Genomic DNA, 13,311 nt, shown 5'->3' on the forward strand with positions numbered 1-13,311 from the left:
GCAAGCCTCTTTGCTTTCTGAAGACTACGAAGAGGGCGTTGCCCATTTTATGGAAAAGCGAGCGCCAAAGTTTACGGGGCGGTAGGAGAACGTTGCTAGCCTGAAAAATGCGCGAGGGACTGGCGGATAGGGTGCTGCGTCTGAGTAGTTGTTATCTGCCGGGCGGCAAAGTCCGTCATCCCCCGGTTCGACGGCGGCATGCTGTCATCCAACAGTGGCGTCCTTGCTCTGGACGAGGTAGAAACGCGGCTTCGTGTGGTCGACCGTCTGGCGCTCTGCATCGACGATCCGCGCTGCCCGTACCAGGTCGCCCACAGCCTGGCAGACATGGTCGGCATCCTCATTGAAGACGATTGCCGCCGGTTTATGCCAATCGATTGCGTTCCAATCCGATCTTCAAGATGGCCCGAGGACGGGTTGCCTTCGGGTCGCCTCGTAGCAGTGTGACCGCCATGCAGGCGATCAGCGCGCAGCGGGCTTCAGCGTTGCGGCACATACGCCAGCCTAGTCGGCGAGCGTCGGGAGGCTGAGTGTCGATGCCCTCGCGGTCATCGTGTTCGCGTTGCCGATTCAGAAGGGCGGGTGCCAAAGGGGAGAACCTCTGTCAGCCAGGCCGTGAGGGCATCGCTTCGACGACGCTGTACATAGCGTTCGGATCTTCCGCCTGGATGAGAAGCTCATGTTGAGGGATAATCAGGGCCGCCTTCGTGCATACCCTGTGTTTGCATGGACGAGACCTTTTCCCCTGCCGATGGAAGCCACCTCGTTCGTTGACTTGACCAACGTCATGCAGCAAGAGCATGCTGGCGAACAGAGAGAGCTTGACTGCAGGCTCCATTTCCTTCCGCGCTCAGTACGTTATCGCATCGAATGTGACCGGGGATGATAGCAGTGGCGGTCGACCTCCACGAAGCAACGCCTCTCGTAAAGGTTGCCTCGCGGCCGAAATCCCGCCCCTGGATCATGAAGTGCCCGGCGTTCATGTCCGCCCCGAATGCGCCGCCAGCCATTCGTCAATAGTCGAGATCTGCATGGCGCCGGCCAGGTACAGATCGATCAGCTCGACAAGCCGTTCGCTTCCGAATGAGGCGAAGTGGCCGGCATGCACGGTTTCCACTGGCAACTCGCGCAGCCGATGGAGCGACTCGCGAAAGGCTTCTGGCTCGGAGTGCCAAGCATTGTCGATCAGCTCTCCATCATAGATCGCGTCTCCGCTAAACAGCGTCTTCGTCGCCCTGTCGTAGAGTGCGATCGAGCCTGGCGAATGTCCTGGAAGGTGCAACACCTGGAACACGCGGTCGCCGAGGTCCAGCAAGTCGCCGTCATCGAGATGTCCGGTGAGCGGCGCCGGCGTCAGCCGGTAGCTGTCGACCAGATAGCCTTCATACGGAAGCGCAGTCAGCAGTTCGCCGCCGATCCATGCCCGAGCGCAGGTGTTATCCAGGTCAGGGTCGGCAAAGATTGAGGCTTCCGAGGCATGTCCCAGACGTACTTCGAACTCGTGGGCGCAGCCGATATGGTCAAAATGGCAATGCGTGCAAACGGCGTGCACGGCTTGGTCCCGCAGCGCCGCGAGCTCCCGCTTGATCGGCCTCAGCCCCATGCCGCAATCGACAAGCAGGTCGCGGTCGCGGCCGTGGATTAGCCACATATTGCAGCGCATCCAAGGCAAGACATGCCGTTCCACGATGCGGCTCACGCCCGCACTTGTCTCCGAAATTTCGTACCATTCCGTGGCGACGGACAGAGGCGAAGCTTTTAACATGGGGGTACCTCAGGTGAAAGCCGGGATATTCATTGTTGGCGATGTCGTCTCGCAGATCCGCCTCGAATCCGTCGAGATAGGACATAAAGATTCGCGCCTACCAGCGGGCGCTTTGTCCCCGCCGCTTGATTGACCTCGCATAAGCGCCTCTCTGTCCTCCTATTCCGCCGTAGCAACGAGACTCTCTACGCGGCTATGGAAGGGAACTCCAGACTGAATATTTGATGACCTAATAAATTTAAGTTAACACTATGAATACGTCTCTTTTGTGAATAAATATTAAGTAAGACGAATTTACGTTTACGATCATAACGGACTCGTAAACATGATATAAGATACGGTTAAATCGGTTACTATCAAGTTGATTATATAATTTGACGTGGTATTGTCCAATCTCTTAATGCTGCACAAGGAGAAGTCTTCCTCGAGCAAATTTGAACCGGAATGTAGTTTTGAACTGTGATGGAGTTTATAGATGTTACGGTTAAAGGACGTCGAGAAGGTGAGTAGAATCGGCTCTCCAAGTAGGTGGAGAGTGGAAGATGTTGCTAATGCCCCCTCAGCCAATATCAGCGCCTTCGGTAACACGTAGCCGCCCTGGCAGCTTGGCGGCGCTTACCTCGGAGCTTGAGCTGGCGCGCTATGCCCTCCCCACCATTATGGAGTCATCGTTTTGAATTACGATAGCAAGCGAGAGATTAGGCGGGAGCGCCTCAAGCGTATGTTGGCGCCGCAAAGTGCGGTGTTCATCGGTGGAGCGTCGATGGTCCCCGCCATCGGCTATTGTCGTGCGCGCGGCTTTCGAGGTCCTGTCCATGTGGTCAATCCGCGTCGCAGCGAGCTGGCGGGTATTCGCTGCGTGTCCAACGTCGCCAGCCTCCCGGAGATACCAGGGGTCGCCTTCTTGGCGGTACCTCGCCAGAACGTTGTGAGCGTGGTCAAGGAACTTTCGGGCCTCGGTGTTGCAGGTGCGATTTGCAATAGTGCTGGCTTCTCAGAAATGCATGGCGGAGAAGAGTCGCAGCGCGAATTGGTGGAAGCGGCAGGCGAAATGCCGATTATCGGGCCGAATTGTCCGGGCGTGGCCAACTTTGCCGATCGTTCCGTCTTCATGATGAACCATTTCGGTGATCATGACGAGAATGGCAGCGTCGCCCTCATAAGCAATGGAGGCTCGTATCTCTCCGACCTGGGATGCGCGGACCGGTCGCTACCGGTGGCCTATTCCGTTGGGCTCGGCAATCAGGCGATGATCACTATAGCCGACGTTATGGATGTGGTTCTGGATGATGAGCGCATTCGGGCAGTGAATCTTTATTTGGAGGGCATTAAAGACGCGGCAGTCCTTTCTGCTGCGGGCCTCAAAGCTGCCCGCAGAGGTATTCCAGTGGTCGTTATCAAGGGCGGCCGAACAAGCGCTGGTCGTCGAGCGACCCAGTCACACACTGCTTCCCTTGCGGGCGATGATATCGTGAATTCCGCGCTGTTCAAGCGGCTCGGATTCGTCGAGGTGCGCACTCCGACCGAGGCATTGGAGACGCTGAAGATGCTTGTGTACGCGCCAAGAGTGAAAGGACGTCGCACAGCATTTGCAACGAGTTCGGGCTCCTATGCAGTACTTGGTGGCGACATAACCGAAGTTCATGGACTTGACCTGCAGACGCCCTCGGCGGAAGCAGCAGCAGAGCTTAAGAAATATCTGCCGCCCTTTGTTCATCCCGCCAACCCTCTCGACATCTCTTCTGGGGACGAGGAGGGCATCGATCAAAATCTGAACATCTACCGAGCATACTTGGCGGATGATCGTGACATGGCACTGCAGGTAATGTGCTACCCACCTGAAGGCGGCTGGGATCCAAAAAACTGGAATGACACCACCATGGCATTCGCGCAAGCAGCGCGGGAGCGTCAACTTCCTGCAGCCTTTGTCAACACTATGCCAGAAGCTTTATCAAGGCGCGTCCGAGAAAGGATGATAGCAGACGGATTGGTCCCGCTGCAGGGTATGGAAGACGGCATCCGCGCAGTGTCAAATGCGATGCGCTCGTCGGAACTGGCGGATGTTCTTTCTCAGAGGACCGATGAAGAAATTCTTCTGCCAAGGTACCGGATTGGTCCGACTGACGAGATCGCTTTCGACGAGGCAGCTGCCAAAGCCGAACTGGGTGCATCAGGCATAGCCGTGCCTAGAAGCGTCGTTGTGACGCCAGATCAAACGGGTCGGTTGGACGAACTTAGTTATCCAGTGGCGGTGAAGGCGCTTGGCGCAGGACTAGCACACAAAAGCGAGCTGGGAGCTGTTGTGCTGCGCCTAGGTACGCCCGAAGAGGCGTGGCAAGCCGTGCGCACTACGGCAGAGAAATTAAAGCATTCTGCGCCCGAGCTCTCCATTCGGAACTTCTTAGTGGAAGAGATGGTGACAGATGGAGTCGGCGAGTTGCTCGTAGGCATACGCCGGGTAGATTCGATGGGCCTTGCCCTCACAATTGGGATGGGCGGCACGGAAGCAGAACTACTGCGCGATACTGCCACGATCCTATTGCCCGCTTCGCGTGCTACGATTGCCGAGGCCCTGGGCAGTCTAAAACTGTTCCCATTGCTTGACGGTTGGCGTGGCCGACCGAAGGGCGATGTTGAAGCGGTGGTCGACACTATCGAAAAGTTTGCCCAATTCGCCGTCTCCCACGAGGAGCGCTTCGTCGAAGCCGAATTCAATCCGCTAATCGTGCGCCCCCAGGGGCGGGGGGCGGTCGCCGCTGATGCGCTCATGCGGCTGGTCCGGCATCAACTGGGCCACGCATAACAATCTTAACAAATAGGATACGCGAAATGGGCTTGCCTGCATCCATCACCTCCCGGCTACGCATTCCTCTTATCGCGGCACCGATGCAGCGAGTATCGGGGCCCGAACTCGTTTCCGCAGTCTGCCGGAAGGGCGCCATCGGGGCTTTTCCAACCCTCAATGCACGGACGCCAGAGCAACTGGATGAGTGGCTGGCGATGATAGAGCGAACTTGTGCTGATTCAGATGACATTTGGGCACCATGCTGTCCCAACATCATTATGCGTAGATCACCTGAGGCCCTTCAGGCCGATGTCGATGTTTTGGTAAAGCACCGGGTCAAGATCGTGCTTGCGAGCGTCGGATCTCCGGAGGCAATCATCCCTCAATTGCATGATGTTGGATGCACAGTCCTGACAGATGTCGCCACGATGCGACATGCGGAAAAAGCGATCAAAGTGGGCGCCGATGGTCTGGTCCTTCTGAGCGCAGGCGCAGGAGGACAGACCGGCTGGCTAAACGGATTATCGTTCGTCAGAGCGGTTCGCTCGATCTATGATGGGCCGGTGGGCCTCGCCGGCGGCCTGTCCGACGGCCATGCACTTTGGGCAGCGCGGGTGCTGGGATGTGACTTCGGTATGATGGGTACACGTTTCATTGCAACGCATGAGAGCCTGGCGCCGCAGGGTCACAAGCAAATGGTGGTCAATTCAGGAATCGACGACATCCACCTAACGAAGGCAATTAATGGATTCGATGCCAATTACCTCCGGCCGTCGATCCTGAAAGCCGGGCTCGATCTCGCCGAATTGGAAATACCCATGAGCGTTGAAGAAGCACGGAAGAGGTACAGCGCCGACTTGGCAGGGAAAGGGCCGAAGCGATGGGTCGATATCTGGAGCGCCGGTCATACAGTTTCCGCCGTCTCCGAAATCCAATCGGCGGGGGACGTCGTGGACGAGGTTGCCGATGAATATCACAGGGCCATGGGCGAGACCGCCGCGTTAGTGTGCGCTGCCGAGCCGGCGGCGGTATAGCCGGCACTATCGGCGAGCGGAGCGCGCGATCAACGCAAGATGCCACGGAAGAACGTGCGCGGGTAACCAATCTAGTTCGGAGGGGAAAGTCAAAGCGACCAAGCGCCCAAGATATGCGAAATTTAGGGGCACCCGGCCCGACTGTGAGCTCGGACCCGAAGCGGCCCGTAAGGCGCTTTCCGGCCATCGGGACTCACCTGTTTCGTCAAGATGCCAAGGTCCATGCGTTAAGTCGCACGTCGGCGGAGGCAGTGACGAAATAGGTTCTTAAACACGTCGGTGACGGTAGATGCAGCGTGAGTCTTGGAACATGCAAAGGCGTGCAACAAACGGCCTGAAACGACTAATTAGACCGCTCCTCGGCAGAAGTTTCCAGCAACCATTAGCGCAGCACCGCTATTGTCGCTCCACGTCACAAACCAATCTCCCGGTGCGGGCGTGCGGAGTGGACCGATCTGCTCAAGCGCAGCGACCGTGCTTCGCCCTTCGCCCCTCCTATCACCCGAAGAGGCGGTTGGGCATCCGCACGTTATCGCTCGCGGAATCTACAACACGGTTGACGGTGTTTTGCAGGCTACCCCGCCCCGCGTTCTTCCCGGACGCCGTCGGCAGAACTTGGTTCGGTGGCGCCCCGCGGCGCCCATACAAAGGACATATTGGGCAAACTGGGGTTTGGCGTCGGTCGACTGGAAGATTTGGAAACAGCCGGTGTGTTTGGACCAACCACCTAACGTCCTGCATGTCGGCGACACAAGTGACGCTATAAATTTGGTCAAAGTGCTTCAATGAAAGGAGAGGTGAATGAGTGAATCATCTGAACTGGTTCTTACCGAGCGTCGGGGCAATATTCTGGTCATTACGATCAACCGTCCGAAGGTGAGGAACGCGATTGATGCCAAGACTGCCGAGGCCATGCAAGCAGCGATGGATTTGCTCGAAAACGAAAAAGAGTTGTTCGTTGGAGTGTTGGCAGGTGCCGGCGGAAATTTCTGCTCGGGCATGGATCTGAAAGCGGCTACTACCCAAGGCATGGCGTCTCAGCTTCAGCTCTCTAGGGGTGATTTCGGAATTCTGCGCCGGCCGCCGCATAAGCCATTGATCGCTGCGGTCGAAGGCTACGCAGTAGCTGGAGGCTTCGAGACGTGTCTTGCCTGCGACATGATTGTGGCAGCCCGCGACGCCAAGTTTGGCTTGCCCGAGGTTCGGCACAACCTACTGGCCACGTATGGATTGGTCCGGCTCCCCACCCGTATGCCCTATCATCTGGCAATGGAACTCGTCTTAACGGGTCGGTTCAAGGAGGCGCCTTACTTTGAGCGTTTTGGTGTTGTGAACCACCTTGCCGAGCCTGGCCGGGCGCTCGAGGAGGCATTGAAGCTAGCGGAGTCGCTGCTCCAAAACGGGCCCCTCGCTCTGGTCGCAAGCAAGGAAATTATGTTCCAGTCGTTCGACGGACAGGCCACCGAAGATCGTCTGAAGGAGCTTCCGATCGTCCAGAAAGTTTTTGGGTCGGAGGATGAATCCGAGGGCCTTGCCGCCTTTGCCGAAAAACGCAAGCCTGTCTGGAAAGGGCGGTAGAATCGGCCTGCGGCCATTGGCAGGGTTGTGGCGAAAATCCTCCACTCAACGTCAGCAATCGGCTTTCGCAAATGTACTATATTATAGAGGACGTGGCCACCAACGCAACGACCCGAGCGAGCTATGGCGGGTGGCGCATCCGCTGCCGCAAGTCCTGCTTGTGGTTGTCTGCGGCACAATCTACCATTGCAATGACTTTGATCTGATTGCCGACTGGGGCGCGGCGCATCTCGACTTCCTGCGCCGCAATCTGCCTTGCGGGCCTGGCTGACTATGTTGATGAACCGCATCGATCCCGGCCTGCTTTCGGACGCCTTCACGTCATGGGTGCGCGAGACATGCCGGCAAGCGCTGGACAAGCGAACCTGGAACGGATGCAAGACGCGCCATGACAAAGTGAAGCCCGCTTTCGACAAGGATGGCACGGTCACCGTCCCCAACGCGATGCCGCGCCGGCAGCCTCTGCCTCGGTCATCAGCAGCGCATCGGCGGCGATGCAGCGGGGCTTTGGCGGCGTCATAACGGTCGACTCCTGAAGAAGCCGTTGGTCGCGCGCCCGCCGCCTTCGGGCCATCACTCCTATCATCGCGGATCCAGCGCATAGGCAGCCTCATCGAATGATCCAAGGTCGATTCGCCTGTGCAAAGCCCACGTTAAAGAGGCGCATGAGGCGCCCCCATTTTCAAATCGGCTGTCAGCAAGCCGCTTCGCCTTTCGCATCAGAAGCGGTAGGTGACACCTGCGCCTATCAACCAGGGATCGAGCTCCGCCTTCCCCGTCAGCTTCGCGCCGTCGACTGTGACGTCGAAGTCTGGCTTGAGGAAAAGCTTCTTCACGTCGAAGTTGACGCCCCAGTGCTGATCCACCATGTAGTCGAACCCGACCTGCAGCGCGGTGCCGAACGTGTTCTTAACCTTGAGAGCGTCGGCGCTGCCGACATCCTGGTTATAGAATATCGTGTAGTTCACGCCGGCGCCGACATAGGGCTTGAAAGCGCCGAAGTTGGTAAAATGATACTGCAATGTGAGCGTAGGCGGCAGCAGCCAAACCTTGCCGATATTGCCCAGCCCGCCGATCGTTCCTTGGCCCTCGATGTTCGCATAGGTGGTGCCGAGTATGAGCTCGGCGGCGATGTTGTCCGTGAAGAAATAGGAGATATCGAGTTCCGGCGTCACCGTGTTCGAATAGGAAAGATCGGAGCCCGGCACTGCATTGACGTAGCCCGAATCCTCAGTGACGACCCCCAACGCAAGCAGGCGGATCTGCCAAGGGCTTGGCGCTTCCGTGACCGAGGCTCCTGCCTGCGGGACGCTCGCGGCTTGCGCAAGCTCCGCCGCGACGGCCTGCTGTCCCACCACCATGAGGATGACGGCCGCTGTTAGTCCCCGCGCCACGCCCATTCGCTTTCTCGCCATGATATTCTCTCCTTGCTCTTTAGAAATGATGCACTGAACTACGAAAAGTCTTGCTCGAATTGCATGAGATTGGCGGAGCGCTCATGCGCAGTTTGCGTGGGACCGCGCACACATTATTCGCGCCGTGCTCGCAATCATCGACCTGTACTCACTTAGAAGTAAGCGGGATAACCAAAGGCCTGGAGCTTGGCGGCCGTCTTGCCGCGTGGCCCGGGTGGACGCGGTCGTCCCGCTTCGTGGTGGCGAGCAGGATCGGCGGATATGCGGCAAGGGTGGTCCCGGCGCCACAGTGCGCGCGGGTTTCCGGCATCCTGCCAGAAATTGTAGAGGTACTGACCGCGGCGCGTGATCAGGGGAACCTTGTCAGGACGGTCGAAGATCGCTGTCAGGGTGTCACGGTCGCGATCGGACTGCGTTACACCGAGGTGCCCCAGGGTTCTGGCCGACTGGCTGGCGGCCCAGTCAAGTGCCCGTTCGCCTTCTACATCTTCGAGCCAAAGATAGGGATCATCGTCGGGAGCATTCAGCGTTGGGCGGAAATCGAATGCGGTCATGTCCGGCTAACCCGAAGAGTGATGTCGCCTGGAAAACAGGCGCAAAGTCTTCCGTCGGCCCGGGAAAGCTCAGTTTTCGCGGCTGCAACCGCATGTTCGGCGAGCTTGATCATGGCATGATTTCTCCTCAGTCCTTGCCGCAGCGCGTTTGCGGATAGCCTTGCACGTGTCGTGCCAAACGAGAAAATCATTTCACAACAATGACATGGCTCTGATTGCGGTGTGTCTCATGTCCGACTTTGTCGAAGACCCGACAACGAGTGCAGCCGTGACCGCCTGATAGAACCTCCTGTGCGAGCTCGGTGGGCACGGCGGAATAGCAATGAAGCTCACCGCGAAACTGGCCGAGCTTCGGATCGACATCGGCGACGGGGCGATCGACGACCACTACGTCGCTGGTGTCGTGCGCGGCACAGCCTGAGGACTCCGCGGCGGCGATCATCGAATAACTGCGTTTACGACGGCTCCATCCTGGCCGACCGGTGGGCGCGCAAAAGACTGCTGTGCGGCCTCATCCCTCCGCCTGGATTGAGTCGCAGGGACCGAATGGCGTCGTGCTTTTGGAACCGGCAGAGTGGTCAGAACGCAATTCTCCTTCCCGCTATCTTTACAGAGATTCGACAATCCAGTTGGTGAAGGTCCCAGATCGCGCAATCATTGATGCGCTCAGGTCTGGGCATGCGCCCATCCGCAACCATGTCATCAAGAGCATCGATCCGACACCAACACAGAGAATTGCTTCCTCATGAGAGAGGCGTCGCGGCGGACATGAGATTGCGTCACTCTTCATGATCGCCGCCTCCGAGGATGTCGGGATCGAGCCAGTGCAACGGCACGATAGGGCGAAGGATTTGGCAGCTCTTGCAACTGCCGACCTCGATGGGAGACGGCATATCGCGATCTGTCCGGCAGAGACACCAGGTTATGCACTGTCCGTTCATGAAGGCTTCGTGCTGGTCTCCATGAGAAGTATTCTGGTGCAGAAGGTGCCCGATTAGCTATTCGGAAAAGGCGACATCGACGTGCAAATCGGGCGCCGCCGGTAGGCGTGCCCCCTCAATGTCGGATTTCCGACAGGATCGCAAATCCGCCAACCCACTGTTTAACAAGGTTTCCCTTCTCTGGCACGGCCCATGCACGGGATTCTGCGAACGCATCAGCGAGAGGTCGTCCATGATCATGCGCACCGAAAATGCCGTCGCCGCAGTGAAACCCGCGCTCTTGCCTGCCACCAAGCCGGCGAAAGGCCGGCGCGTCATGGTCGAGGCGGGCGACTCGGCCGGCTTCAAACACCTGAGGGGCCTGGAAAGCGTCTCGCGTAACGGCGACGCGGTCATCGAGGCGGGCGGAAAGGATATACGTTGATGCCCCCAACCCACGTCCCCGGCATGACCCGTCGATTGTCACCGCGCTGGAATGCTCGGGTCTACATTCGACAACCCGCAGGACAATTCTCGCAAATCCGGTCGGCACCGGGGATCGAAACGTCCCCGAGGGGGCCCAATGGCTATGGCCGATATTCGCCGCGAACAAGCGCCTGTGGGAAGACTCTATAGGAGGAAAGCAAGTGGAGTTATCTTGCGTTGGGGTCGGTGCTGGGCCGTCTAATTTGAGCCTTGCGTGTCAGATACACGAGCAAGTTGGGCAAGGGGCACTGTTCCTGGATCGGCAGGTCGACTTCCGCTGGCATCCAGGCATCGCTTTCGATTCCTCAGAGCTCCAGGTGAGCCACTTCAAGGATCTGGTCACGCTGGTGAATCCGCGATCAGCCTACACTTTCGTAAACTACCTGTACGAGAACGGGCGTCTGTACCACTTCCTGAACGCACAGTTCGAGGCTGTGTTCAGAGCTGAGTTTGAGCAGTACCTGAACTGGGCCTTCCACAGGAACCCACTTGTCCGTGGCGGCGAGACCGTGCACGAAATCCGCTTTGACAGCGAGTTTCGGGTGCGGACGGATAAGGCGGTTCTCGGCGCCAGAAACGTCGTGGTCGGCATTGGCAAGCAGGCGCAAATTCCGCCTCAGTTTCAGGGCTGGATTGGACGCAACCTGTTCCACTCATCTGTTTTACTGCACATCCACCCTGAGGTGCGGAGAAAGCATGTCTGCGTAGTCGGCGGAGGCCAGTCGGGAGCCGAGGTGATGTTGCATCTTGTCGGCCTGCCGAAAGAACGGCGGCCTGCCTCGATCACTTGGGTCTCGCAGCGCGAAAACTATCTGCCTCTGGACAACAGCCCGTTCACAAACGAGTTGTTCATGCCCTGCTTTTCGGATCGTTTCGCGGCGATGAGCGAGTCGCAGCGTAAGCTGCTCCTGCGGCGTTTCGTGCTTGCCTCGGACGGCATTTCGGAAAGCACGTTGCGCGCGATCTATCAGGCGCTGTACCGCCACGCATTTTTCGAGCCAAACCGATCCGACATCACACTGCGGCCGGGCTGCACCGTCTCGCACTGCATCAACGCCGGCGCGGGTCACAGGCTGACCCTGCAGCACGGCATGGTCGAGGTCGAAGAAGTCACGGCTGACATCGTCATCCTGGCCACCGGTTACGAGAACGCGGTGCCAGACTTCTTGGAACCCATCGCGCACCGGCTGGAGCAGATCGACAATGAATTAGCTATTCGCGAGGATTTTTCGGTGAGCTGGGACGGACCGGGTGACAGTCGCATCTTCGTACAAAACGCGAGCCTCGGGCAGCGCGGCCTGGCCGATCCGAACCTAAGCCTGCTGGCCTGGCGCGCGCGCCGCATCCTCGATAGCCTTCTTGGGCGCGCGCCATGCGCGAACCCCGAGCATCCTGGCTTCATCAGCCATACCTCGATCGAGAGCTGGCCCGCCCCCGCAGCCGAAGAAATGGGCAGCGGGATATGACTCGTAGACTTTTGATCATCGGCGGTGGCATCCTAGGAATGATGTCCGCCTCCGCTGCGGCGAAGGCCGGAGGCTTCTCCGAAATCATCGTGACCGAACAAGCCCCTGGACCAAGCGGCGCATCGCATTATTGTCGGGGCGTGCATTTCCCCTACGGTTGTCAAGACTGTACCAGGTCGCTCACTCGAAAGAGCGCCGTGGTCTTGGCGGCCATGGCTGGGTCGGCGGTCAGCGGATGGTGCCGGCCTTTAGCGATGCGTGTCGTGGCTGGACCGGGTGAAGCGATTGATCCGGCCCAGTTTACGGAACCCCTGGACCCGGCTGAGCCTGACATAGGCAGTCTCGCGCCGAGCTTCTGCGGAGCATATCCGCCGGAGCGGAACGCACTTAGCATCGCCGTCCCACATGACGTGAGTCCGTCTCCGTGTTGACCAGCGTCCGACTGCCCTAATTGGGATGTCCGACCAACCAGTCTTTCCAACAGGAGGCTTTTCGCATGTTGACTGATGCACAAAGAGAAAAGTGGCAGAAAGACGGATACGTCAGGCTCGAAAGGTTCTTCGCTCCAGCGGTTCAGGAAGATATCTCTACTTTTGTCGAAGATATGTCACGCTGGGATGTCAGCGATGATAAATGGCTCATGTGGTTCGAGAAGACGACGGACAATCGAAAGATCATCTCCAAGATCGAGAATTTTCTCGACTTCCATGATCCATTGTGTCGTTTGCTCTTAGAAGATCAGCGCATAAAGTCAGCGGTCGAGGATTTGCTTGGCGAAGATTCGCGCAGGCTCAAGGAGTTGCTGATTTTCCACTACCCCGACAGCGGCGGCTATCTCCCGCATCAGGACATTTATCACATTCCACACAAACTCCCCCACCGGATGGTCCATGCGGTGGTTGCCATAGGCATCGACGACTCCGACCCGGAAAACGGCGGGCTTTTCTTCAGCCCCGGCAACCACAAGAAGGGGGTGTTTCCCATGGATGCCGGTGGGGTGATCGATCCTCAAGTCGCCGAAATGTTCTCCTGGGAACCCGTAGTATGGAAGGCTGGCGACATCTTCATCTTCGACGATTACGCACCGCACTACTCACGACCGAACAAAAGCAATCGTTCGCGGCGGACACTTTACTTGGTGTTCCAGCGTGCTTCAACCGGTGGACCGACCCGCGCTGAATATAACGTGCTTAAGCGCGCCCTTAACCCACCCGAGGGCAAAGTGGCCGATCTCGACAATCTCAAGCCCCCAAATGGCATTTTCTATCGCGATTGAGCGCACGCAGCAAGGCGGAGGCATGCACACGA

General features: G+C 58.1%; 10 protein-coding genes and 2 pseudogenes. 9 read left to right on the top strand and 3 right to left on the bottom strand.

Going from position 1 to position 13,311, the window contains the following annotated elements; genetic code table 11:
• Nucleotides 1-153: 153 nt before the first annotated feature.
• A pseudogene (locus NKJ93_RS32610) lies at nucleotides 154-419 on the top strand (transposase); the annotation flags it as partial.
• A 560-nt stretch (nucleotides 420-979) separates the two neighbouring features.
• On the opposite strand, the gene NKJ93_RS32615 reads toward NKJ93_RS32610, so the two are convergent.
• The gene (locus NKJ93_RS32615) at nucleotides 980-1,765 is read right to left on the bottom strand and encodes an MBL fold metallo-hydrolase (protein ID WP_352593477.1); all 786 of its coding nucleotides are present in this window, start codon (nucleotides 1,763-1,765) and stop codon (nucleotides 980-982) included.
• Between the two features lie 673 nt (nucleotides 1,766-2,438).
• On the opposite strand from NKJ93_RS32615, the gene NKJ93_RS32620 reads away from it, so the two are divergent.
• From NKJ93_RS32620 to NKJ93_RS32635, 4 genes are all read left to right on the top strand, one after another.
• Complete coding sequence (locus NKJ93_RS32620; protein ID WP_352593479.1) at nucleotides 2,439-4,568, top strand: acetate--CoA ligase family protein; 2,130 nt, start codon at nucleotides 2,439-2,441, stop codon at nucleotides 4,566-4,568.
• Nucleotides 4,569-4,594: 26 nt separating this feature from the next.
• The gene (locus tag NKJ93_RS32625) at nucleotides 4,595-5,584 is read left to right on the top strand and encodes an NAD(P)H-dependent flavin oxidoreductase (protein ID WP_352593482.1); all 990 of its coding nucleotides are present in this window, start codon (nucleotides 4,595-4,597) and stop codon (nucleotides 5,582-5,584) included.
• Nucleotides 5,585-6,385: 801 nt separating this feature from the next.
• The gene (locus NKJ93_RS32630) at nucleotides 6,386-7,162 is read left to right on the top strand and encodes a crotonase/enoyl-CoA hydratase family protein (protein ID WP_352593484.1); all 777 of its coding nucleotides are present in this window, start codon (nucleotides 6,386-6,388) and stop codon (nucleotides 7,160-7,162) included.
• 130 nt (nucleotides 7,163-7,292) lie between these two features.
• On the top strand, nucleotides 7,293-7,433 hold the full coding sequence (locus tag NKJ93_RS32635; RefSeq protein WP_502904418.1) for a transposase family protein: 141 nt from the start codon (nucleotides 7,293-7,295) through the stop codon (nucleotides 7,431-7,433).
• A gap of 448 nt (nucleotides 7,434-7,881) precedes the next feature.
• Here the strand turns inward: NKJ93_RS32635 and NKJ93_RS32640 are convergent, their stop codons facing one another.
• A complete protein-coding gene (locus tag NKJ93_RS32640) occupies nucleotides 7,882-8,577 on the bottom strand; it encodes an OmpW/AlkL family protein (RefSeq protein ID WP_502904419.1) in 696 nt (231 codons plus the stop codon).
• A 155-nt stretch (nucleotides 8,578-8,732) separates the two neighbouring features.
• A pseudogene (locus NKJ93_RS32645) lies at nucleotides 8,733-9,131 on the bottom strand (hypothetical protein); the annotation flags it as partial.
• A 788-nt stretch (nucleotides 9,132-9,919) separates the two neighbouring features.
• Here NKJ93_RS32645 and NKJ93_RS32650 point away from each other — a divergent pair.
• From NKJ93_RS32650 to NKJ93_RS32665, 4 genes are all read left to right on the top strand, one after another.
• A complete protein-coding gene (locus NKJ93_RS32650; protein ID WP_352485074.1) occupies nucleotides 9,920-10,129 on the top strand; it encodes a hypothetical protein in 210 nt (69 codons plus the stop codon).
• Nucleotides 10,130-10,304: 175 nt separating this feature from the next.
• Nucleotides 10,305-10,496 carry an iron-sulfur cluster assembly accessory protein gene (locus tag NKJ93_RS32655; protein WP_352593489.1) on the top strand — a complete coding sequence of 64 codons (192 nt, stop codon included), beginning with the start codon at nucleotides 10,305-10,307 and terminating at the stop codon, nucleotides 10,494-10,496.
• A 202-nt stretch (nucleotides 10,497-10,698) separates the two neighbouring features.
• Complete coding sequence (locus NKJ93_RS32660) at nucleotides 10,699-12,003, top strand: lysine N(6)-hydroxylase/L-ornithine N(5)-oxygenase family protein (protein WP_352593492.1); 1,305 nt, start codon at nucleotides 10,699-10,701, stop codon at nucleotides 12,001-12,003.
• Nucleotides 12,004-12,499: 496 nt separating this feature from the next.
• Complete coding sequence (locus NKJ93_RS32665) at nucleotides 12,500-13,279, top strand: phytanoyl-CoA dioxygenase family protein (RefSeq protein ID WP_352593494.1); 780 nt, start codon at nucleotides 12,500-12,502, stop codon at nucleotides 13,277-13,279.
• Nucleotides 13,280-13,311: the final 32 nt, after the last annotated feature.

Origin of the sequence: Mesorhizobium sp. M0028 (assembly GCF_040323855.1) — a bacterium.
Classification (GTDB): domain Bacteria; phylum Pseudomonadota; class Alphaproteobacteria; order Rhizobiales; family Rhizobiaceae; genus Mesorhizobium.